This window comes from Curtobacterium sp. HSID17257, from assembly GCF_003989515.1.
Classification (GTDB): Bacteria; Actinomycetota; Actinomycetes; order Actinomycetales; family Microbacteriaceae; genus Curtobacterium.
In genome coordinates this window covers 1-22767 of the sequence record NZ_RBLU01000049.1, presented here as the reverse complement: position 1 = coordinate 22767, position 22767 = coordinate 1, and the positions used below count along the sequence as shown (strand labels likewise).

At 71.6% G+C, this 22767-nt stretch carries 22 protein-coding genes; 19 read left to right on the top strand and 3 right to left on the bottom strand.

Translation table 11 applies throughout. The features are described from left to right. Nucleotides 1–179 precede the first annotated feature (179 nt). A complete protein-coding gene (rpsT, locus tag D8M35_RS09445; RefSeq protein ID WP_066653830.1) occupies nucleotides 180–440 on the bottom strand; it encodes a 30S ribosomal protein S20 in 261 nt (86 codons plus the stop codon). 233 nt (nucleotides 441–673) lie between these two features. Between rpsT and D8M35_RS09440 the strand changes: the two genes are divergently transcribed. From D8M35_RS09440 to D8M35_RS09430, 3 genes are all read left to right on the top strand, one after another. Beyond that, on the top strand, nucleotides 674–1840 hold the full coding sequence (locus D8M35_RS09440) for a pyridoxal phosphate-dependent aminotransferase (RefSeq protein WP_126891629.1): 1167 nt from the start codon (nucleotides 674–676) through the stop codon (nucleotides 1838–1840). A 157-nt stretch (nucleotides 1841–1997) separates the two neighbouring features. After that, entirely contained in the window at nucleotides 1998–3845 is a 1848-nt protein-coding gene (gene lepA, locus D8M35_RS09435; RefSeq protein ID WP_126891628.1) for a translation elongation factor 4, read from the top strand. A 109-nt stretch (nucleotides 3846–3954) separates the two neighbouring features. Then, nucleotides 3955–4602, top strand: coding sequence for a DUF1990 family protein (locus D8M35_RS09430; RefSeq protein WP_126891627.1), 648 nt, complete (start codon nucleotides 3955–3957; stop codon nucleotides 4600–4602). A 12-nt stretch (nucleotides 4603–4614) separates the two neighbouring features. Here D8M35_RS09430 and D8M35_RS17200 read toward each other — a convergent pair whose 3' ends face one another. Continuing rightward, nucleotides 4615–5307 (bottom strand): HAD family hydrolase, encoded by a 693-nt coding sequence (locus D8M35_RS17200; RefSeq protein WP_161972636.1) that lies wholly within the window; start codon nucleotides 5305–5307, stop codon nucleotides 4615–4617. Between the two features lie 28 nt (nucleotides 5308–5335). Here D8M35_RS17200 and hemW point away from each other — a divergent pair, with 28 nt between their 5' ends. Beyond that, entirely contained in the window at nucleotides 5336–6571 is a 1236-nt protein-coding gene (gene hemW / locus D8M35_RS09420; RefSeq protein ID WP_126891625.1) for a radical SAM family heme chaperone HemW, read from the top strand. A 20-nt stretch (nucleotides 6572–6591) separates the two neighbouring features. On the opposite strand, the gene D8M35_RS09415 is transcribed toward hemW, so the two are convergent. Continuing rightward, the gene (locus D8M35_RS09415; protein WP_238638173.1) at nucleotides 6592–7035 is read right to left on the bottom strand and encodes a DUF4870 domain-containing protein; all 444 of its coding nucleotides are present in this window, start codon (nucleotides 7033–7035) and stop codon (nucleotides 6592–6594) included. A 108-nt stretch (nucleotides 7036–7143) separates the two neighbouring features. Between D8M35_RS09415 and hrcA the strand changes: the two genes are divergently transcribed. From hrcA to D8M35_RS09340, 15 genes are all read left to right on the top strand, one after another. Then, nucleotides 7144–8166, top strand: a complete 1023-nt coding sequence (gene hrcA, locus D8M35_RS09410; protein WP_126891624.1) for a heat-inducible transcriptional repressor HrcA — start codon at nucleotides 7144–7146, stop codon at nucleotides 8164–8166. A gap of 111 nt (nucleotides 8167–8277) precedes the next feature. Then, on the top strand, nucleotides 8278–9390 hold the full coding sequence (gene dnaJ / locus D8M35_RS09405; protein WP_126891623.1) for a molecular chaperone DnaJ: 1113 nt from the start codon (nucleotides 8278–8280) through the stop codon (nucleotides 9388–9390). Then, nucleotides 9390–10175: a 16S rRNA (uracil(1498)-N(3))-methyltransferase gene (locus tag D8M35_RS09400; protein ID WP_126891622.1), complete on the top strand. Its 786-nt coding sequence runs from the start codon at nucleotides 9390–9392 to the stop codon at nucleotides 10173–10175. Before dnaJ ends, D8M35_RS09400 begins: the two co-directional genes overlap by 1 nt. 32 nt (nucleotides 10176–10207) lie before the next feature. Beyond that, complete coding sequence (locus D8M35_RS09395) at nucleotides 10208–10564, top strand: histidine triad nucleotide-binding protein (RefSeq protein WP_126891621.1); 357 nt, start codon at nucleotides 10208–10210, stop codon at nucleotides 10562–10564. A gap of 109 nt (nucleotides 10565–10673) precedes the next feature. Then, nucleotides 10674–11735 (top strand): PhoH family protein, encoded by a 1062-nt coding sequence (locus D8M35_RS09390; protein WP_238638174.1) that lies wholly within the window; start codon nucleotides 10674–10676, stop codon nucleotides 11733–11735. Next, a complete protein-coding gene (gene ybeY / locus D8M35_RS09385) occupies nucleotides 11732–12193 on the top strand; it encodes an rRNA maturation RNase YbeY (protein ID WP_126891619.1) in 462 nt (153 codons plus the stop codon). Before D8M35_RS09390 ends, ybeY begins: the two co-directional genes overlap by 4 nt. Nucleotides 12194–12197: 4 nt before the next feature. Further along, nucleotides 12198–13520 (top strand): hemolysin family protein, encoded by a 1323-nt coding sequence (locus D8M35_RS09380; protein ID WP_126891618.1) that lies wholly within the window; start codon nucleotides 12198–12200, stop codon nucleotides 13518–13520. After that, nucleotides 13517–14473 carry a GTPase Era gene (era, locus tag D8M35_RS09375; RefSeq protein WP_126891617.1) on the top strand — a complete coding sequence of 319 codons (957 nt, stop codon included), beginning with the start codon at nucleotides 13517–13519 and terminating at the stop codon, nucleotides 14471–14473. Before D8M35_RS09380 ends, era begins: the two co-directional genes overlap by 4 nt. A 56-nt stretch (nucleotides 14474–14529) precedes the next feature. Continuing rightward, complete coding sequence (locus tag D8M35_RS09370) at nucleotides 14530–15768, top strand: sensor histidine kinase (protein WP_238638172.1); 1239 nt, start codon at nucleotides 14530–14532, stop codon at nucleotides 15766–15768. After that, nucleotides 15765–16454: a response regulator gene (locus D8M35_RS09365; RefSeq protein WP_126891616.1), complete on the top strand. Its 690-nt coding sequence runs from the start codon at nucleotides 15765–15767 to the stop codon at nucleotides 16452–16454. Before D8M35_RS09370 ends, D8M35_RS09365 begins: the two co-directional genes overlap by 4 nt. 132 nt (nucleotides 16455–16586) lie before the next feature. After that, on the top strand, nucleotides 16587–17339 hold the full coding sequence (locus D8M35_RS09360) for an ABC transporter ATP-binding protein (RefSeq protein WP_126891615.1): 753 nt from the start codon (nucleotides 16587–16589) through the stop codon (nucleotides 17337–17339). Then, nucleotides 17336–18736, top strand: a complete 1401-nt coding sequence (locus tag D8M35_RS09355; RefSeq protein WP_238638171.1) for an ABC transporter permease — start codon at nucleotides 17336–17338, stop codon at nucleotides 18734–18736. Before D8M35_RS09360 ends, D8M35_RS09355 begins: the two co-directional genes overlap by 4 nt. 197 nt (nucleotides 18737–18933) lie before the next feature. Then, nucleotides 18934–20703 (top strand): 2-isopropylmalate synthase, encoded by a 1770-nt coding sequence (gene leuA / locus D8M35_RS09350; RefSeq protein ID WP_126891614.1) that lies wholly within the window; start codon nucleotides 18934–18936, stop codon nucleotides 20701–20703. A gap of 262 nt (nucleotides 20704–20965) precedes the next feature. Then, entirely contained in the window at nucleotides 20966–21799 is an 834-nt protein-coding gene (recO, locus tag D8M35_RS09345; RefSeq protein WP_126891613.1) for a DNA repair protein RecO, read from the top strand. After that, nucleotides 21796–22602: an isoprenyl transferase gene (locus D8M35_RS09340; RefSeq protein WP_126891612.1), complete on the top strand. Its 807-nt coding sequence runs from the start codon at nucleotides 21796–21798 to the stop codon at nucleotides 22600–22602. Before recO ends, D8M35_RS09340 begins: the two co-directional genes overlap by 4 nt. The last annotated feature ends 165 nt before the right edge of the window (nucleotides 22603–22767 follow it).

Here is a 22767-nt window from a genome sequence, read left to right as displayed (position 1 = left end):
TCCGACGTCGAACCAGCAGGCGTCCCTGGTTCGATGTCGGACCCCTGGTTCGATCCCGGACCGACCACGACCGCCGAGCCCCGCACGCCCACGCCGAGCGCCCGCCCGAACCGCACCGCCCCCGGAACGACGAAAGCCCCGCACCATCGGTGCGGGGCTCTCGTGCAGGTGTCAGACGCTCAGAGCGCGGAGACCTTCTTGGCGATGGCCGACTTGCGGTTCGCCGCCTGGTTCTTGTGGATGACGCCCTTGCTCACGGCCTTGTCGAGCTTCTTCGCCGCGAGGGCCAGGGCCGCAACGGCCTTGTCCTTGTCGCCGGCGACGACGGCCTCGTTCGTGTGACGGATGACCGTCTTGAGCTCCGAGCGGTAGGCCTTGTTGCGCTCCTGGGCCTTGAGGTTGGTCTTGATGCGCTTCATCTGCGACTTGATGTTCGCCATGCGTGTTGCTCCTTGTTCGTCTGCTACGGGTGGTCGCGACGTCGGGTAGAGGGGCCCTCTGTCGCATCGCGTTCCACCCGTGGGCGGGGAACGCGGAAGCCAGCCACCGACTCTACCAGCAGAGCCACGGACCACCAAAGCCCCGACGCGCCGAACGAGCGACGCGCCGGACGCCCGCGGGGACACCGCCGAGCGGAAACGACCCCGCAACACGGACGGGCTACCGTGACGAGGTGCCCTCACTCGCCCCGCGCATCGACTCCGTCCCGGCCTCCGGCATCCGCCGCGTCTTCGAACAGGCCGCCCTGCTGCGCGCCGACGGCACCGACGTCGCGATGCTCGTGATCGGCGAGCCCGACGTCCCGGTCGCGCCGCACATCGGCGAGGCCGCCCGCCGCGCGTGGAGCGAGGACCGCACGGACTACACGCCGAACGGTGGCATCGCTCCGCTCCGCACCGCGATTCGGGACAAGCTGCTCCGTGAGAACCGCATCGACGCGGACCTCGAACAGGTCTGGGTCACGATCGGCGCGACCCAGGCGCTGTTCCAGGCGATGACCCTCGTGCTGGGTCCCGGCGACGAGGTCCTCGTGCCGGACCCCGGCTACACGACCTTCACGATGAACGCGCACATCATCGGCGCCACTCCGGTGCCGTACCGGCTCGAGCCGCAGCACGACTTCGAGCCGGACCTCGGGGCGCTCGAGGCGAGCATCACCGAGCACACCCGCGCGATCGTGGTGAACTCGCCGTCGAACCCGCTCGGCTCGGTGTTCGGCGAGGACACCCTGCGCGCCCTGCTGGCCCTGGCGAAGCGGCACGACCTCTGGGTGATCAGCGACGAGGTCTACGAGTACTTCACCCACGGCACCCGCCACGTCAGCATCGCGTCCCTCGACGAGGACGACCGGGTCTTCACCGCCTTCTCGCTGAGCAAGACGTACGCGATGACCGGCGTCCGGGTCGGCTACCTGGTGACGCCGAAGGGCATGGGGCCGACGATGCGCACGACGCAGGAGGCGATGATCAGCTGCGTCGCCGAGCCGGACCAGTGGGCGGCGCTCGCGGCGATCGTGGGCGACCACCAGGCCGTGCAGGACGCGCGCGAGCACTACCGCGCGAACCTCGCCGTCGCGAAGGAGGTGCTCGACGCAGCGGGCATCCGCTACCTCGACCCGCGCGGGGCCTTCTACCTGTGGGTCGACGTCGCGCACGCGTCGCAGGGCGACGTCGCCGAATGGGCGCTCGCCTTCCTGCACCGGGAGCGCGTCGCGGTCGCACCCGGCAGCGCGTTCGGGCGCTCCGGCGAGGGCTGGATCCGGGTCTGCCTGGCGGCGACCGTCGAGGACCTGCGCCGCGGCCTGGGCGCGCTGCCGGCGCCCGCCACGGTGACCGTCTGACGGACGGGAGGCGCTCGGTGGCGCCGCCACGCGCCTCCCGTGCGTCCCGCACAGCGTCCCGGTGCGTGCCGCGCCTCCACAGGCCGGTCGCCGGTTGCGCGCTGCCCGCGTGCAACCGTGGGACAATCGTTCGACCGCACCGACCCCCTGAGGAACCGTGAGCCCACAAGCATCCGCGCCGCTCGAGCCCGCCGCGACCCCGGCCGAGGCGATACGCAACTTCTGCATCATCGCGCACATCGACCACGGCAAGTCCACGCTGGCCGACCGCATGCTGCAGATCACCGGCATCGTCGAGGAGCGGGCGATGCGTGCGCAGTACCTCGACCGCATGGACATCGAGCGCGAGCGCGGCATCACGATCAAGTCGCAGGCGGTTCGCATGCCGTGGGAGCTCGACGGGCAGACGTTCGCGCTGAACATGATCGACACCCCCGGTCACGTCGACTTCTCGTACGAGGTCTCCCGCTCGCTCGCCGCGTGCGAGGGCGCCATCCTGCTCGTCGACGCAGCGCAGGGCATCGAGGCCCAGACGCTCGCCAACCTGTACCTGGCGCTCGAGAACGACCTCGAGATCATCCCGGTCCTCAACAAGATCGACCTGCCCGCCGCCGACCCGGACAAGTACGCCGCCGAGCTCGCGCAGCTCATCGGCGGCAAGCCGGAGGACGTCCTTCGCGTCTCCGGCAAGACCGGCGTCGGTGTGCCCGAACTGCTCGACCGCGTCGTCCGGACCGTGCCGAACCCCGTCGGGAACGTCGACGCGGCACCGCGCGCCATGATCTTCGACTCGGTCTACGACAGCTACCGCGGTGTCGTGACGTACGTGCGCATGATCGACGGCACGATCCACCCGCGCGAGAAGGTCCAGATGATGTCGACGAAGTCGACGCACGAGATCCTCGAGATCGGTGTGTCGTCGCCGGAGCCGAAGCCGACCAAGGGTCTGTCGGTCGGCGAGGTCGGGTACCTCATCACCGGTGTGAAGGACGTGCGCCAGTCGAAGGTCGGTGACACCGTCACGACGGCACTCCGACCGGCGACCGAGGCCCTGCCCGGCTACACGGACCCGAAGCCGATGGTGTTCTCGGGGCTGTACCCGATCGACGGCTCCGACTACCCGGACCTGCGCGAGGCGCTCGACAAGCTCAAGCTCTCCGACGCGGCCCTCGTGTACGAGCCCGAGACCTCAGTGGCGCTCGGGTTCGGGTTCCGCTGCGGCTTCCTCGGCCTGCTCCACCTCGAGATCATCACCGAGCGGCTGTCGCGCGAGTTCGGCCTCGACCTCATCACGACCGCGCCCAGCGTGATCTACGAGGTCACCAACGAGGACAACACCGTGACCGAGGTGACGAACCCGTCCGAGTTCCCGGGCGGGCGCATCGTCGAGGTCCGCGAGCCGATGGTCCGCGCGGCGATCCTCGCGCCGAAGGACTACGTCGGCGCGATCATGGAGCTCTGCCAGTCGCGACGCGGATCCCTGCTCGGCATGGAGTACCTCGGCGAGGACCGCGTCGAGATCCGCTACGAGATGCCCCTCGGCGAGATCGTGTTCGACTTCTTCGACCAGCTGAAGAGCAAGACCCAGGGCTACGCCTCGCTCGACTACGAGCCCACCGGCGACCAGGCCGCGGACCTCGTGAAGGTCGACATCCTGCTGCAGGGCGAGCAGGTCGACGCGTTCAGCGCGATCGTCCACCGGGACAAGGCCTACGCCTACGGCACGCTGATGACCGAGCGGCTCCGCAAACTCATCCCTCGCCAGCAGTTCGAGGTGCCGATCCAGGCTGCGATCGGCGCGCGGATCATCGCCCGCGAGAGCATCCGGGCGATGCGCAAGGACGTCCTCGCGAAGTGCTACGGCGGTGACATCACCCGCAAGCGCAAGCTCCTCGAGAAGCAGAAGGAGGGCAAGAAGCGCATGAAGATGGTGGGTCGCGTCGAGGTCCCGCAGGAGGCCTTCATCGCGGCGCTCTCGGGCGACGTCGAAGAGAAGAAGAAGTAGCTCGGCGACCACGAGCAGCACGACGGAGCCCCGCCACGAGCGGGGCTCCGTCGTCCGTTCCGAGCTCCGGGGGACACGGTGCGGTCGACCCCGCCGGTACGATGGCTCCATGAGTTCCCGCGGCAGCTACCCGACCGCCCTGACCTACGGTGCCGTCGGTGCCACGCAGGCGGCGGACCTCATGACCTACCCGCCGGAGGGGTTCACCCCGGCGGAGTCGCGGGCACGGATCGGCCACGGCGACGCGCGGTTCGAGACCGCGGTGACGCAGGCGCTGACCTGGCAGATCCAGGAGCGCAGCGGCATCCGGGTGCAGGTCGGTGACCAGCCGGACGACGACGAGGTCCGGTACAACCCGGTGACGTTCGACGCGCACGGCGTCCCGATCGCGCCGGCGTCGATCGGCACGCCCCGCGTCGAGAAGTTCGCGGCCGACGGCACGCCGCTGCTGACGGCCGGCACGACGGCGACGCTCGAGATGCACGCCTTCGGGCAGACCGTGCACGCTCCGGTCCGCGTCGTGTCGATCATCGACGAGACCGACCGCAAGGGCTTCGCGTACGGCACGCTCGAGGGCCACCCGCTGTCCGGCGAGGAGTCCTTCGTGGTCGAACGCACGAGCGACGGTTCGGTGTGGCTCCAGATCCGACAGTTCTCGCAGCCGTCCAGCCGGAAGTGGGCGTTCGTCGCACCGCTGCTCCGGCGGCAGCAGCGGGTGATGGCGGCGAAGTACCTCAGCGCACTGCGCGGCGACTGACCGCGCCCCCGCTCAGCGCAGCGGCGGGAGCGCGGCGATCGCGTCCTCGAGCAGCCGGGCGTCCTGCACGCAGTCCCGCGCGACGCACACCGCGCTCGTCCCCCGCAGGGCGTCGACCTCGTAGACCCCGGTCGCGACCGCGACGAACGGGATGCCCACCGCGTCGGCCGCCTCGCCGTCCCGCGGGGTGTCCCCGACGATCACGGCCCGCTCCCCGGACAGTGCCGCAGCGGCACGCGCCGTGACCCCGGTGCGCTCGACCTCGGCGTCGCCGAAGTACGAGTGCTCCCAGTCGAACGCGTCGAGGTCGAAGCCCGCGCCGCCGAGCTTCACCCGCGCTCGGTGCTCCGAGTTGCCGGTCAGCAGCCCGTTCCGCCAGCCCAGCGCGGCGAAGCGTCGGACGAGCGCGGCGGCACCCGGGGCGGGGGAGCGGCGTTCACCCCGGCCGTACCGCTCGTCGGTCAGGTCGCGCAGGTGCCGGCTCACCGTGGGGATGAGCGCGTCGTCGAGGTCGTGCGCCCGGACGTGGTCGGCGATGAGGCCCGCGTCGGTGCGTCCGTGCTGGTGGCCGACCTTCAGCACCAGGTCGCGGCCGACGGCGCGTTCGACGGCCAGGTGGTACAGGTTGCCCGGCGACGCTGCGTTGAGGACGAGGGTGCCGTCGATGTCCCACAGCACCGTGGTGGGGACGGTGTGGTGCTCCATGGCTCCATCATGGCCGAGAATGGAGTCCATGCCGAGTGCGCTCCCGATCGCCGATCCCGCTCCCGCGGACGGCCTGCTCACCCCCGGCCCGGGCGCCGGCGACGTCCCCTTCGGGGTGTACGTCCACGTGCCGTTCTGCCGGGTGCGCTGCGGCTACTGCGACTTCAACACCTACACGGCGTCCGAGCTCCGCGGGGTGCGCCGCGACGACTACGCCGGCCACGCGGTGCAGGAGATCCGCTGGGCGGCCGAGGTCCTCGACCGCTCCGGGGTGCCGCGCCGCCCGGTCTCGACGGTGTTCTTCGGCGGTGGCACGCCGACGATGCTGCCGGCGGACGACCTCGTGATGATCATCCGCGTGATCGACGACACGTGGGGCATCCTGCCGGGCGCGGAGGTCACGACCGAGGCGAACCCGGACTCCGTGGACGCGGACGCGATCGCGACCCTCGCGCGCGGCGGGTTCACCCGGATGAGCTACGGCATGCAGTCCGCGGTGCCGCACGTCCTCGCCACGCTCGACCGGACCCACGACCCCGAGCGCGTGCCGGTCGTCGTGGACCTCGCGAAGCAGCAGGGCCTCGACGTCAGCCTCGACCTCATCTACTCGACCCCGGGGGAGTCCCTCGACGACTGGCGCACCTCGCTCGACGCCGCGCTGGCCTGCGCCCCCGACCACGTGTCCGCCTACTCGCTCATCGTCGAGGAGGGCACGGCGATGGGGCGGATGGTGGCCCGTGGCGAGCTCCCGGCGCCCGACGACGACCTGGCCGCCGACATGTACGAGCTCGCGGACCGGACCCTCGCCGACGCCGGGTACGCCTGGTACGAGGTCTCGAACTGGGCACGCGCCGACGAGCACGGCGGTCCGGAGCGCCACGCGAGCCGGCACAACCTGTCCTACTGGAAGGGTCACGACTGGTGGGGCGTCGGCCCGGGCGCGCACTCGGCGGTCGCCGGCACCCGCTGGTGGAACGTGAAGCACCCGGCCGCGTACGCGAACCGGGTGCTGGCGGGCGAGTCGCCCGCGGCGGGGCGCGAGACGCTCGACGCCGACACCCGGTACGTCGAGCGGGTGCTGCTGGCCGCACGCGTGCGCGGCGAGCTCACCACCGCGGAGCTCGGCCGGGAGGCCCGTGGCCGCGTCGCCGGCCTCATCGCCCGCGGTCTCGTGGACGGGTCGGCCGCGGTGCGGGGACGGATCGAGCTGACCCTGCAGGGTCGGCTGCTCGCGGACGCCGTCGTCCGCGAGCTGCTCGACTAGCGCACGGGCTGCCGCCCGCGCTACTGCTTGATGAACTCGATCGTGAGCGGGTAGCGGTAGAGGTCGCCGCGGTTCGCCGCCACGGCCGCCAGGATCGCGAACACGATCACGAGCACGCCGATGATCGGGAGCAGGACGAACCCGATCACGACCAGGCAGAGCAGCCACGCCACGACGTACGCGATCGCCGCCGTGATGTGGAAGTTCAGCGCCTGGCGGGTGTGCTCCTTGATGAACTGCCCCCGGTCGCGCAGCACCAGGTACGCGATGATCGGCACGACCAGGCTGAAGAAGATGCCGCCGACGTGCGTCAGCGTCGCCCAGAGGCGCTGGTCCTCCGGCGACATCGGCTGGGGCGGCGTGAAGCCGGCCGGGTACTGCGGTCCCTGCGGGTTCTGGGGTCCCCCCGGCTGCTGGCCGTACCGGCCGTCCTGCGGGCCGCCTGGTTGCTGTCCGTAGCTCATGCCGTGAGCGTACCGGCGCAGGGGCCTCCGGTCCCGGTCGGTCGGTGGTCGGGCGTAGGATCAGCAGTCGACACGTCCGAGTGCCAGCATCGAACGGAAGGGGTCCGGATGGTCAGCGAACGCTCCCTCGAGGTCCTCAAGGCGATCGTGCGGGACTACGTCGCCTCGCGCGAGCCCGTCGGCTCGAAGACGATCGTCGAGCGGCACGCCTTCGGGGTCAGCGCCGCGACGATCCGCAACGACATGGCGCAGCTCGAGGACGAACAGCTCATCGCGGCGCCGCACACCTCGTCCGGTCGGGTGCCCACGGACAAGGGCTACCGCCTGTTCGTCGACCACCTCGCGGCGGCGCGGCCCCTGTCGACGGCGCAGCGGCACGCCATCGAGACCTTCCTCGGCACGCCGAACGACCTCGACGAGGTCCTCGGCCGCACCGTCCGCCTGCTCAGCCAGCTCACCAACCAGGTCGCGCTCGTGCAGTACCCGTCGATGGTGCGTGCCCGCGTGCAGCACGTCGAGCTCGTGCGGCTCGGCGACACCCGGCTCATGGTCGTCCTGATCACCGACACCGCCCGCGTCGAGCAGCGTGTGGTGGAGACGGACGTCCCCCTCGACGAGGACTCGCTCACCGAGCTCCGGACCGTCGTGAACGGCGCGAGCGTCGGACTCCTGCTGCAGGACGTCCCCCGTGCCCTGCGCGAGGTCCCGCGGCAGCTCCGCCCGGACGCGCAGACCCTGGGCGGCGTCGTCGTCGCGACCCTCATCGAGCAGGTGGCTGCGAACCGGCAGGACCGCCTGGTCATGGCGGGCGCGGCCAACCTGGCGAAGAGCGAGCGCGACTTCTCCGGCGGCCTGTACCCCGTGCTCGAGGCGATCGAGGAACAGGTGACCGTACTCCGCTTGTTCGGCGAGATGCAGGTGGACGACGTGGCCGTGGCCGCGAGCATCGGCGCCGAGAACGCCGAGTACGGCCTCGACGCGACGAGCATCGTGGCCGGCGGCTACCTCGCCGGCGGCGGGGCGGTCGCCCGACTGGGCGTCCTGGGCCCGACCCGCATGGACTACGGCACGAACATGGCCGCCGTCCGCGCGGTCGCACGGTACCTGTCCAAGCTGCTGGGCGAACATTGACCGGACCACGCGCCCCACGCGCGGTGTCCAGCGGACCGGCTCCGCGCCTCCAGACCGGACCGCGGCGACCGCCGCGACCCACCGACCGAACCGAAACCGACTGAGGGAACCGTGGCAGACCACTACGACGTCCTCGGCGTCCAGCCGGACGCCTCCGATGCCGACATCAAGAAGGCCTACCGACGGCTGGCGCGCGAGCTGCACCCGGACGTGAACCCGAGCCCGGACGCGGCCGAGCGCTTCAAGGACGTGACGCACGCGTACGACGTGCTGAGCGATCCCGAGCAGCGTCGTCGCTACGACGCCGGCCCGCAGGAGAGCCCCTTCGGCGGCGGTGCCGCCGGCGGCTTCAGCGACATCTTCGACGCCTTCTTCGGCGGTGGCGGCGGCGGCGGACGCGGCAACGGACCGCGGAGCCGGGCCGAGCGCGGGCAGGACGCCCTGCTGCGCATCGAGGTCGACCTGGACGAGGTCGTGTTCGGCACGCACAAGGACGTCGAGGTCGACACGGCCGTCGTCTGCGAGACGTGCAACGGCTCGTGCTGCGCGCCGGGGACGAGCCCGCGCACCTGCGACATCTGCGGCGGCTCCGGGCACATCCAGCGCCAGGTCCGCTCGCTGCTCGGCAACGTCGTGACGAGCGCGCCCTGCGGCACCTGCCGCGGCTACGGCACCGTCATCCCGAGCCCCTGCCCGACGTGCCAGGGGCAGGGCCGCGTCCGCGCACGCCGCACGATCCCCGTCGACGTGCCCGCGGGCGTCGAGACCGGGCTCCGTCTGCAGATGCCCGGTCAGGGCGAGGTCGGCCCGGCCGGCGGCCCCTCGGGTGACCTCTACCTCGAGGTGAAGGTGCGCCACCACGACGTGTTCAGCCGCGACGGCGACGACCTCCTCGCGACGCTCGAGGTCCAGATGACCGACGCGATCCTCGGTGCGCACACGACCATCGACGGCCTCGACGGGCCGGTCGAGCTCGAGATCCGTCCGGGCGTGCAGAGCGCCGACGTCCTGGTGATCAAGGACCGCGGCGTGACGAAGCTGCGCGGCACCGGTCGGGGTGACCTCCGCGTCGGGGTGCAGGTCGTGACCCCCACGAAGCTCTCGCACAAGGAGCGCGGACTCGTCGAGCAGCTCGCGAAGTCGCACAAGGCGCCGGGGCCGCAGCTCGCCCGCTTCCAGCAGGGCATGTTCGGCAAGCTGCGCGACCGCTTCTTCAACTTCTGATGGCGTCGCTGTACCTGGTGGAGCCCGGCCTGCTCGACGGCGTCGGAGTCGGCGACCCGGTGTCGCTCGACGGCGCCGAGGGACGGCACGCGGTGTCCGTCGCGCGGGTCCGCGTCGGCGAAGCACTGCGGATCGCGGACGGTCGCGGCACGGTCGTCACCGGCGCGGTCGCCGAGACCGGCAGGGACACGTTGACGCTGACCGTCTCCGACGTGACCGTCGAGGCGGCACCACGCCCCGCGTTGGTGCTCGTCCAGGCGCTCGCGAAGGGCGGGCGCGACGAGATGGCGGTGCAGGCCGCGACCGAGATCGGCGTCGACCGGATCGTCCCCTGGTCGGCGGCGCGGAGCGTGTCCCGCTGGGACGGCGCCAAGGTCGAGAAGGGCCGTGCCCGGTGGGCGGCCATCGCGCAGGAGGCCGCGAAGCAGGCGGTCCGCTCGCGCGTCCCGACGGTGGACGCGCCGGTGACGACGGTGCAGCTGGCCGCGTCGGCCTGCTCGTCGTCGGGTGGCGGCTCGTCGTCGGGTGCCGGTCGGGAGGCGCGGCGTGCGGTGGTCGTGCTGGACCCGGTGGGTGCGGTGCGGCTCTCGGCGTGGGAGCCGCCGACGGACGTCGACGAGATCGTCCTGGTGGTCGGTCCGGAGGGCGGCATCGACGGGTCCGAGTTCGATCGTCTCGAGGCCGCCGGCGCCGTGCGGGTGCGGCTCGGCGACACCGTGCTCCGCACGTCGACCGCCGGGCCGGCCGCGCTGGCCGTCCTGCAGACCCGGCTCGGGCGCTGGTAGTGGCGTCGGAGGCGGGTCCTACGATGGTCACCATGAGCAGCAGCGAGCCGAGCGTCTTCTCGAAGATCGTCGCCCGCGAGATCCCGGCGACCATCGTCGCCGAGGACGACCGGGTGATCGCGTTCGAGGACATCGCGCCCAAGGCACCCGTCCACGTGCTCGTGGTGCCCAAGACCGAGCAGTACCGCGACGTCACCGAGCTCGCGGCCGGCGACCCGGAGCTGCTCGCACACGTCGTCGCCACCGCTCGTCGCATCGCCGACGAGCGTGCGGGCGGCCAGTTCCGTCTCGTCTTCAACACCGGCGAAGCCGCCGGTCAGACCGTGTTCCACGTGCACGCGCACGTCCTCGCAGGTGACCTGCACGAAGGGAATCTCCTTGCCGGCTGACGAACCCGTCCGTCCCGAACCCGCACAGCCCGGGACCGACCGCCCCGTGGCGCGTCCCGTGACCGATCCGTCCGACGTGACCGTCGACATCCAGGTCGACGGCATCGCCATGGTGCAGCTCCTCGGCCCGCAGGACCGCCTGCTCAAGACGGTCGAACGCCAGTACCCGGGGGTCCGGGTGCTCGTGCGCGGGAACGAGGTGTCCCTGACCGGCGCCGAACGTGACGTCGCCCGCGCGCACGCCCTCGTCGACGAGCTCGTCGGCATGGTGAAGCGCGGCCAGGACATCGGCCCGGCCGACATCCCGACGTCGGCGCGCATCCTCGACGAGGACCGCAAGCCCTCGGACACCTTCGGCACGCCGATCGTCTCGAGCCGCGGCAAGTCCGTGCGCCCGAAGACCGACGGCCAGCGCGCCTACGTCGATGCGATCGACCAGCACACGATCACGTTCGGCATCGGTCCGGCGGGCACCGGCAAGACCTACCTCGCGATGGCGAAGGCCGTCCAGGCGCTGCAGCGGCGCGAGGTCACGCGCATCATCCTGACCCGTCCCGCGGTCGAGGCGGGGGAGCGGCTCGGGTTCCTGCCGGGCACCCTGACCGACAAGATCGACCCGTACCTGCGCCCGCTGTACGACGCGCTCAACGAGATGATGGACCCCGAGCTCGTCCCGAAGCTGCTCGCGGCCGGCACGGTCGAGGTGGCGCCGCTGGCGTACATGCGCGGCCGCACCCTCAACGACTCGTTCGTGATCCTCGACGAGGCGCAGAACACCACGCCCGAGCAGATGAAGATGTTCCTGACGCGTCTCGGCTTCGGCTCGAAGATGGTCGTCACGGGCGACATCACCCAGGTCGACCTGCCCGGCAACCTCTCGGGTCTCCGGCTCGTCACCCGGATCCTGGGCGACGTCGACGACATCCACTTCGCGCGGCTCGGCAGCGAGGACGTCGTCCGCCACACGCTGGTCGGACGGATCGTCGACGCCTACACCGTGTACGACGAGGAACGACTCGCGGAACAGGCCGGGCACCGACCCGGTGGCCGCGGGACCGCGCCGGCGGGGAACCCCGCCGGGGCGAACCGGGCCGAGCGCCGCGGACGCCCGCCGCAGGACCGCCAGCAGTCCCCGTACCCGCAGGACGACGCCCGAGGAGGCAACCGGTGAGCATCGAGCTCAACAACGAGTCCGGCGTCGAGGTCGACGAGCAGGCGATCCAGCGCCTCGCCGCCTTCGCGCTCGACGCGCTGCACGTCCACGCGGACGCGGAGCTCGCGATCGTGCTGGTCGACGAGGGCGCGATGGAACAGCTGCACGTCCGCTGGATGGACGAGCCGGGGCCGACGGACGTCCTGAGCTTCCCGATGGACGAACTCCGCCCCGGGACCGAGGACGTGCCGACCCCGGCCGGGCTGCTCGGGGACATCGTCGTGTGCCCGCAGGTCGCCGCCGAGCAGGCGAAGACCGCGGGGCACACCACGACCGACGAGATGCTGCTGCTCACGTGCCACGGCATCCTCCACCTGCTCGGCTTCGACCACGCCGAGCCGGAGGAGAAGGCCGAGATGTTCGGGCTGCAGGGCGAGATCCTCTCCGCCTTCGCGGCGCAGCGTCGCGGGCGGTGACCTGATGGTGCTCGTCGCCGTCCTGCTCGCGGCGGCGTTCGTCCTGGTCGTCGTCGGCGGGCTGCTCGCCGCGTCCGACGCCGCGCTGACCGTGCTCTCCCGTGCCGACCTCGACGAGATCGCCCGAGGCAGCCGGAACCGTCGCGCGATCGAGGCCGTCGGCGACGACGTCGGCGCGCACGTCAACGCGCTGAACTTCGTCCGGGTGCTCGCCGAGACCGCCGCCGCGGTGCTCGTGACGATCGCGCTCGTCACGGTGTTCGACACCTGGTGGGTGGCCCTGGTCGTCTCCGCCGCGATCATGACCGCCGTGTCGTTCGTGCTCGTCGGATCCAGCCCGCGCAGCGTCGGGCGCGCCCACGCCGAGCGCCTCATCGGGGCCACCGGCGGGCTCGTGCGCGCCGTCCGCATCGTGCTCGGGCCGCTCGCGGGGCTGCTCGTGGCGATCGGCGACCGCGTCACGCCCGGACGGGGTCGCAGTGCGTCGACGGTCTCGAGCGAGGAGCAGCTGCTGTCGCTCGTCGACGAGGCGACCGAGAGCAACGTGCTCGAGCAGGACGACCGCGAACTCATCCACTCGGTCTTCGAGTTCAGCGACACCCTGGTGCGCGAGGTCATGGTGCCCCGCACGGACATGCTCACCGTCGACGCCGAGGCCACCCTGGCCGCCGGGATGGAGCGCTTCCTGGTGGCCGGTGTGTCGCGGATGCCCGTGACCGGCAAGGACAGCGACGACGTGCTCGGCGTGCTCTACCTGCGCGACGTCTCGCGCGCGCTGTACGAGCAGCCGGGCAGCGAGCGGGAACCGGTCACGACGCTGCTGCGTCCGGCCGAGTTCGTCCCCGAGTCCAAGCCGGCGGACGACACCCTCCGGCACATGCAGGTCGCGAAGAACCACCTGGTCCTCGTGGTCGACGAGTACGGCGGCGTCGCCGGACTCGTCACGATGGAGGACCTCATCGAGGAACTCGTCGGCGACATCTCCGACGAGTACGACCGCACCGTGGTCGACCGCACCGAGGTCGGCCCCGGCGTCTGGCGCATCTCCGCCCGGATGCCGATCGACGAGCTCGGCGACCTGTTCGGCATCGAGCTCGAGGACGACGACGTCGACACCGCCGGCGGCCTGCTGACGAAGGAGCTCGGCCGGCTCCCGGTCCGCGGCGAGCAGGTCACCGTCTCCGGCGTCGAGCTCACGGCCGACCGGGTCGAGGGCAAGCGCCGCCACCTGATCACCGTCCTGGCCGAGCGGAGCACCGCTCTCCAGGACGCCGAGGACGCCCTCGACGACACCACTCCGAGCACGACGGGAACACCGAACGCATGACCGAGCACGAACCCGACAACGGCACCCTCGCCGACACCGACGCCACGGCGCAGCCGTACCGCGCGGGCTTCGTCTCCTTCGTGGGACGCCCGAACGTCGGCAAGTCGACGCTGACCAACGCCCTGGTGGGCGAGAAGGTCGCGATCACCTCGTCGAAGCCGCAGACCACCCGCCGAGCGATCCGGGGCATCGTGCACCGGCCCGACGGCCAGGTCATCATCGTCGACACCCCCGGTGTGCACCGACCCCGCACCCTGCTCGGCGAGCGGCTGAACGACCTCGTGCAGTCCACACTCGGCGACGTCGACGTGATCGGGTTCTGCGTCCCCGCGAACGAGCCGATCGGCCCGGGCGACAAGTTCATCAACGAGTCGCTCGACCAGTACCCGCGGGCGAAGAAGATCGCGATCGTCACGAAGATCGACCGCACCCCGAAGGACCGCGTCGGGGAGCAGCTCCTCGCCGTGTCGCAGCTGCGCGACTGGGACGCCATCGTGCCCACCTCGGGGACGAAGGGGATCCAGCTCGAGGTCCTGCTCGGCGAGATCACGAAGCTGCTGCCCGAGTCGCCGCAGCTCTACGACGCGTCGACCGTGACCGAGGAGACCGACGAGGACCGCATCGCCGAGCTCGTCCGCGAGGCCGCGCTCGAGGGCGTCCGCGACGAGCTGCCGCACTCGCTCGCGGTCGTGATCGAGGACGTCGTCGAGCCCGACGAGGACGACGATCCGGACGGACCGCTGCGCATCTTCGCGAACCTGTTCGTCGAGCGTGACAGCCAGAAGGCGATCGTCATCGGACGGGGCGGCGAGCGGCTGAAGGACGTCGGGTCCCGGGCACGCACCGAGATCGAGTCGCTGCTCGGCGGGCGCCACGTGTACCTGAACATCCGCGTGAAGGTCGCGAAGGAGTGGCAGCGCGACCCGAAGCAGCTCGGTCGCCTGGGCTTCTGATCCGGGTCATCCCCTGGTCGGACGCGCGCGCCCCGGTCCGGTCGTACGGTGGGGTGGTGTTCCGTCCCATGCTGCGCGCGCAGCTCGTCACCGACGTCACCGCGGCGGTGCTGCTCGGTGTCCTGCTGGTGCTCCTGCGCGTCTCGGTCGACCAGTCGCCCCTGTGGCTGGTGACCGTCGTCGGACTGAGCGGGGCGCTCGCGATCCGTCGGCTCTCACCGGGGTTGGCGCTGGCGCTGTCCTGGGTCGTCGCGGTGTTCGAGATGGCGAGCGGCCAGACGCAACCCGATCCGTCGAACGTGCTGCTCGCCGGTGTCCTCTTCACCACCAGCGCCTACGGCAGCCGCCGCGTGCGCATCGCCGGGCTCCTGTCCGCCGTCGGCGGATCGTTCGTCGCGGCGGGGTACATCGGCCTGCAGGACTACCAGCGCCGCTCCGGCATCGACACTGCCTCGACGCCTGCGCTCGAGACCCTGCAGGTCGTGGTGGCGACGTTCGCCGCCGTCCTGCTCCTGCTCCTGCTCCCGTGGCTCGCCGGCCTCGTCCGCCGTGCGCGCCGGTCGGCCAGCATGAGCCGCGAGGCCCAGCTCGTCGCCGAACGCGATGCGGCCCGGGCGGACCGTGCCGTCGCGGTCGAGCAGGAACGCGTGCGGATCGCCCGCGACATGCACGACATCGTGGCCCACTCGCTCGCCGTCGTGATCGCGCAGGCGGACGGCGCCCGGTACGCCGCGAAGGCCGACCCGGCGATCGCCGACCAGGCGCTCGCCACCATCTCGAGCACCGCGCGCAGTGCCCTGGGTGACGTCCGTGAACTGCTCGGTGCCCTGCGGCACGAGCAGGGGACGGTCCCGACGCCGGAGGCAGCCGACCTCGACGTGCTCGTCTCCGAGATGCGCGAGGTCGGCCTGGACGTCCGGGTGGACCGGGAGGGCGACCCGACCGGCCTGCCCACCACCACCCAGCTCGCGGTGTACCGCATCGTGCAGGAGAGCCTGACGAACGCGTGGAAGCACGGCGAGGGCGGGACGCCGGTCCACGCCTCGCTGACCTACCGACCGGACACCGTCGAGATCACGGTCATCAACCGGATGGCCGACGACGGCACGCGCGGCCCCGGGACCGGCCACGGGCTCGTGGGGATGCGCGAGCGCGTCGCGATGACCGGCGGGTCGATGACGGCGGGGCCGCGTGGCGACGACTTCGCGGTGGCCGTCCGCATGCCGACGGTCCCCGCGAGCGGCCAGTTCCCCGGCGGCCGCATCACCCAGATGGAGCAGGAGCGCACCAGATGACCACGTCCCAGCCGACCGGCAGCCCGATCCGGGTCGCCCTCGTCGACGACCAGGCGCTCTTCCGCACCGGGATCCGGATGCTCATCGACTCGCAGCCCGACCTGCAGTTCGTCGGCGAGGCCGGCGACGGGGCGGAAGGGGCCGAGCTCGTCCGCCGTACCGGGGCCGACGTCGTGCTCATGGACGTCCGCATGCCGGTGATGGACGGCATCACGGCGACGGCGCGCATCGTCGAGCAGGGCGGAGCGGACGCCGCGAAGGTCCTCGTGCTCACCACGTTCGACTTCGACGAGGCCGCGGCGAAGGCGATCCGAGCCGGCGCGAGCGGCTTCGTGCTCAAGGACGCCGATCCGGAGTTCCTGCTCGCCGCGGTCCGGACCGTGCACGCCGGCACCGCCGTGTTCGCCGCGTCGGCCACCCGCGAGCTCCTCCGCCGGTACGACGACGGTGCAGCGCAGGCCGCCGCCGTGCCGGCCGCCTTCGCCGAGCTGACGCCGCGCGAGCGGGAGATCTTCGACCTCGCGGCGCGCGGCTTCAGCAACAGCGAGATCGCGCAGCACGAGTACGTCAGCGAGGCGACGGTCAAGACGCACATCTCACGGGTGCTCACGAAGCTGGACCTGCGCGACCGCGTCCGCCTCGTCGTGTTCGCGCACGAGCACGGGCTGGTGCCGAAGGCCGAGTGACACCGCCGACCACCGGTTGATGCGCCGTCATCCGACAGGATGACCCCTCCACAGCACGACGAGCCGAGCGGACCATCCACAGGAGCCGCGCGACGGACGCGGGGTGAGCCTCCCGGGCGCGAAGCTCGGAGCATGACCACCAACCAGACCCCGATCATCCGGCTCGACCACGTCTCCAAGCACTACGGTGACGCGGCGCGCCGTGTCACCGCGCTCGACGACGTCAGCGTCGACATCGGCGCGGGCGAGTTCACCGCGGTGATGGGGCCGTCGGGCTCCGGCAAGTCGACGCTGATGCACGTCGCCGCGGGGCTCGACTCCGTGAGCACCGGGCGCATCACCATCGACGGTGTGGACGTCACCGGTCTCGGTGACCGGGAGCTCACCGAGCTGCGGCGGCGCCGACTCGGCTTCGTGTTCCAGTCGTTCAACCTCGTCCCGACGCTCGACGTGCGCGAGAACATCCGACTGCCGTTCCTGCTCGGCGGGCAGCAGCCGAGCCGCGACGAGTCGGCCTGGATCGACAGGCTCGTCGACCTCCTCGGCCTCGGCGACCGTCTGACGCACCGGCCGCACCAACTCTCCGGTGGGCAGCAGCAGCGCGTCGCGATCGCCCGCGCGCTCGCCTCGCGTCCGGCCGTGGTCGTCGCGGACGAGCCGACGGGTGCCCTCGACTCCCGCACCGGGCGCGACGTCCTCGCGATCCTCCGCGGCGCGGTGCAGGAGTGGGGGCAGAGCGTCGTGATGGTGACGCACGACCCGACCGCGGCCGCGAACGCCGACCGCATCCTCTTCCTGGCGGACGGACGCATCGTCGACGACCGCCCGGCGATGAGCGCCGCCGAGATCTCGGCGACGATGCTCGGGATGGAGGCAGCCGCGTGACCGGCCTGCGCACGTTCGCCCCGACGGTCCTCGTCGCCGCACTCGGCACGACGTTCGGGTCCGCCCTCGTCATCGCGCCCGGCATCGTCACGCAGGCGATGGGCGCCACGGGACTCGACGACCTGGCACCCGTGCGGGCGATCCTGTCCGTCGTCGGGTGGCTCTTCCTCGGCATCGCGCTGTACGTCGGCGCGATCGTCACGGCGAACACCTGTGCCACGATCATCGCCGGACAGACCCGCACGATCGCGCTGCAGCGGCTGATCGGAGCGACGGGTGCCGGCCTGCGTGCCAGGACCACCCGCACGGGACTCCTCGTCGGAGCGGTCGGCGGTGTCGTCGGGACCGTCGTCGGCACCGGGCTGTCCGCGCTCTTCGTCACGGTGCTGCGCGGTGACGGGTTCCTGCCGGACACGACGTACACGCTGGTCCCGTGGGAGCTCGCGCTGCCGTTCGTCGCCGTCGTCCTGGCGACCTGGGGTGCATTCGCGGCCGGGTCGCGTCGGGTGCTCACGGTCACGCCGCTGCAGGCCCTGTCCTCCACGGTCGAACCGAGCCACGACGACGTCCGTTCGGGCCGGGCACGCCGGGTCTGGGCAGTCCTGCTCATGACGGCAGGCGCGCTGCTGATGGTGCTCGGGCTCGTGCTCAGCGCCGCGACGCCCGCCGCGGTGCTGCCGGCGGCGCTCGGCGGCTTCGTCTCGTTCGCCGGGGTCGCGGTGGGCGCAACGATCGTGATGCCGCCGGTCCTGCAGCTCATCGGCAGGATCGGGTCACGCGACCCGGTCGTCCTGCTCGCCGGGCGGAACGCGATGCGCGCCCCAGGTCGGTCGTCCAGGGCGACGATCGGGCTCGTCATCGGCGTGACGCTGCTGGTCACCTTCGCGGTCGCGCTCGGGATCATGCAGCACGTGGTCGAGACGCAGATGTCGGCGATGGGCGACGGGTCCCTGCCGGCGGACGCGGTCCAGGCGCAGCGGGACTTCTTCGTCCAGCTGAACACCGTGGTGAGCGTGATCGTCGGGTTCTCCGCCGTCATCGCCGCGGTGGGGGTCGTGAACGCGCTGGCGCTCGGCGTGCTCCAGCGACGCCGTGAGCTCGGTCTGCTGCGCGTCCTCGGGCTCACCGGAGCGCAGGTCCGTCGCATGATCGTGACCGAGGCCGTGCAGATGGTCGTCGCGGCGGTGGTCACCGGACTGGCCCTCGGCACGCTCTACGGATGGGTCGGAGGGCAGACGATGCTCGGCTCGCTCGGGACCGTCGTCACCCCCGTCCTGCCGCCGGCGACCGTCGCGGTCGTGGTCGTCGGAGCCCTCGTGCTCGCGGTCGTCGCCACGGTGGCACCGGTCCGGCGAGCCATGCGGGTGTCGCCGACGGAGGCGCTCGCCGTCGACTGAGCGGACACGAGCGGGGGAGCGCCGGGGCGTCATGCACTTGCACCGTGCTGGTGTACCAGTGCTACGGTGGCAGCGATGTACTCGGCGCTCCTCCTCCTTCGCTGCCGCGACGAGGCCTGACACACGGCCCACCTCGTCGCGGAGTCCGTCGTGGCCCCCACAGCGCCGATGCCGGCGAGACGACGAAAGCGACGACCATGCAGAACACCCAGCGCCCCTCCGGGATGCCGATCCACAAGTACGTCCCCTTCCACGAGCAGATCCGCGTCGACCTGCCCGACCGCACGTGGCCGACGAAGCGCATCGACCGTGCCCCGCGGTGGTGCGCCGTCGACCTCCGCGACGGCAACCAGGCCCTGATCGACCCGATGGACGCCGAGCGCAAGCGCGCCATGTTCGACCTGCTCGTCCGCATGGGCTACAAGGAGATCGAGGTCGGGTTCCCGAGCGCGTCGCAGACCGACTTCGACTTCGTGCGGTCGCTCATCGACGACGGCGCGATCCCGGAGGACGTCACGATCCAGGTGCTGACCCAGGCGCGCGAGCACCTGATCGACCGCACCTACGAGGCGATCGACGGCGCGAAGCAGGCCATCGTGCACCTCTACAACTCGACGTCGATCGTCCAGCGCGAGGTCGTGTTCCGCACCGACGTCCAGGGCGTCGTCGACATCGCGGTCGCGGGAGCCCGGATGTGCAAGGCTGCCGAGGCCCGGCTGCAGCACGGCACGCAGGTGTTCTACGAGTACTCGCCGGAGTCGTACACGGGCACCGAGCTCGAGGTCGCAGTCCGCATCTGCAACGCCGTGCTCGAGGTGTTCGAGCCCACGCCCGAGCGCAAGGTGATCATCAACCTGCCCGCGACGGTCGAGATGGCGACCCCGAACGTGTACGCCGACTCCATCGAGTGGATGTCGCGCAACCTCGACCACCGCGAGGACGTCATCCTGTCGCTGCACCCGCACAACGACCGCGGCACCGCCGTCGCCGCTGCCGAGCTCGGCTACATGGCCGGAGCCGACCGCATCGAGGGCTGCCTGTTCGGCAACGGGGAGCGCACCGGCAACGTCGACCTCGTCGCGCTGGGCATGAACCTGTTCACGCAGGGCATCGACCCGGAGATCGACTTCTCGGACATCGACCAGGTCAAGCGCACCGTCGAGTACTGCAACCAGCTGCCGGTGCCCGAGCGACAGCCGTGGGCCGGCGACCTCGTCTACACGGCGTTCAGCGGCTCGCACCAGGACGCCATCAACAAGGGCTTCGAGGCGATGAAGGCGAAGGCCTCCGCCGCGGGGAAGTCCGTCGACGACATCGCCTGGGCGGTGCCGTACCTGCCCGTCGACCCGAAGGACATCGGCCGGTCGTACGAGGCGGTGATCCGCGTGAACTCGCAGTCCGGCAAGGGCGGTGTCGCGTACCTGCTCAAGACTGACCACGCGATCGACCTGCCCCGCAAGCTGCAGATCGAGTTCTCCGGCGTGGTGCAGCAGCGCACCGACACCGAGGGCGGCGAGTTCTCGTCCGAGCGCATCTGGGACCTGTTCCGCGACGAGTACCTGCCCGCCGACGACGAGTCGGACAAGTGGGGCCGCTACGAGATCACGAAGACGGCGACCTCGAGCGACTTCGACGGCACGACGAAGCTCAGCGTCGCGATGCGCGTCGACGAGGGCGCCGTCACCGCCGACGCCGTGGGTACCGGTCCGGTGGACGCGTTCCTCACCGTCATGCGGGAGCAGGGCGTCGCGGTCACGCTGTACGACTACTCGGAGCACACGATGAGCGCCTCCGGTGACGCCAAGGCGGCGGCGTACGTCGAGCTCGACGTCGACGGCACGCGACTGTGGGGCGTCGGCATCGACGCCGACATCGCGACCGCGTCGCTCAAGGCGATCGTCTCCGCGGTGAACCGCGCGGTGCGCGCCGGGGCCGCGACCGGCACGCCGGAGCTGGTCACGGCGTAGGACCGCACCCTGACGGGAGGCGCGGTGCGGGTCCGACCCGCACCGCGCCTCCCGTCCGTGTGCCCCCGTCGGCGTCAGCCCAGCCGCCGCCGAGTGGCTGCGCCGCCGAGTCGGCGAGATCGGTCACGCTCGGCGCTCTCGGGCGACGGAACGCACCCACTCGGCGGACGCGCGCGGCATGTCCTGCCCACTCGGGGCTTGCCTCGGCGCCACTGCGGACACCGGCACGCCGGCTGTCGGCGGGGCGGGGGATACTGGGACCATGCCGCTGTACCGGGACGAGTGCGTCGTGCTGCGCACCCACAAGCTCGGCGAGGCCGACCGCATCGTCACGATGCTGTCCCGGCAGCACGGCAAGATCCGGGCGGTGGCCAAGGGGGTGCGGCGCACGGCGTCGAAGTTCGGCTCCCGGCTCGAACCCTTCATGGTCGTCGACGCACAGTTCTACGAGGGCCGATCGCTCGACATCGTCACGCAGGCCGAGAGCCTCGGCTCGTACGGCGCCCAGATCGTGACCGACTACGGCGCCTACACGGCGGCCAGCGCCATGGTCGAGACGGCCGACCGGTTGAGCGAGGCGGACGCCGGACTCCAGCAGTACCTGTTGCTCGTCGGAGCCCTCCGTTCGCTGTCGCGTCGGGAACACGTGGTCAGTGCCACGCTCGACTCGTACCTCCTGCGGGCGATGAGCATCGCGGGCTGGGCGCCGTCGTTCGGTGACTGCGCCGTCACGGGGGAGCCCGGCCCGCACACCGCCTTCGTCGTGCAGCTCGGCGGGGTGGTCGCCGACCGGGCCGCGCCTCCGGGGACACCCCGGCTCGACACCGACACGCTCGGCCTGCTCGGCGCGCTGCTCGCGGGGGACTGGTCGACCGTCGACGCCTGCGACGAACGGACGCGGTCGCGGGCCTCCGGCGTGGTGGCGGCGTACGCCCAGTGGCACCTGGAACGATCGCTCCGGTCACTGCCCCACGTCGACCGCAGCGAGCACCCCGCCCCGGTCGCACCGACCCCGGGCGGCGTGCCGGCAGCGGTGGCCGCGACCCCGGTGCCCGCCGTCCCCGTCCCGTCCGACCACGAAGGAACCCCTGCATGAGCCCACGCCGGTCTGCGTCCGAAGCCGTGTCCGAGGGGCTGCGACCCGTCGACTGGACGGGAGAGCAGCCGCCGGCGATCCCGGCGCAGTTCGTCCCGGAGCACGTGGCGATCGTCATGGACGGCAACGGCCGTTGGGCGAACCAGCGCGGCCTCACCCGGGTCGAGGGGCACAAGGCCGGCGAGGCCTCGCTGCTCGACGTCGTCGCCGGTGCGATCCAGATCGGCGTCAAGCACGTCTCGGCGTACGCGTTCTCGACCGAGAACTGGAAGCGTTCGCCGGAGGAGGTCCGCTTCCTGATGGGCTTCAACCGCGAGGTCATCCACCGCCGTCGCGACCAGCTGCACGCGTGGGGTGTGCGGGTGCGGTGGGCGGGCCGGCGACCACGGCTCTGGCGGAGCGTCATCGACGAACTGCAGACCGCCGAGCGGATGACCGCCGACAACGACGTGTGCACCCTGACGATGTGCGTCAACTACGGTGGGCGGAACGAGATCGTCGACGCGGTGCGGGGCATGGCCGAGGACGTCGCCGCCGGGCGGATGAAGCCGAGCCAGGTGACCGAGAAGGCGTTGGCCAAGCGGCTGTACGTGCCCGAGCTGCCGGACGTCGATCTGTTCCTACGGAGCTCGGGCGAGCAGCGCACGTCGAACTTCATGCTGTGGCAGTCGGCGTACGCCGAGATGGTGTTCCTCGACCGGCTCTGGCCGGACTTCCGTCGGACCGACCTGTGGGGAGCGATCGAGGAGTACGCGCGCCGCGACCGACGCTACGGTGGCGCGGTCGACGCACCCACCGCCTGACGGGAGGCGCGTGGCGGCGCCGCGAGGAGCCTCCCGTCCGACCCGTGGCGGTCAGCCACGCCGCTCAGGCGGGCAGGCCCGCTGCGCCGCACCGGCGCGCAGGTCCGCCGCGCCGCACCTCAGGCGAGCAGGCCCGTCACCCCGCGCACCGCGTCGAGCGCGGCA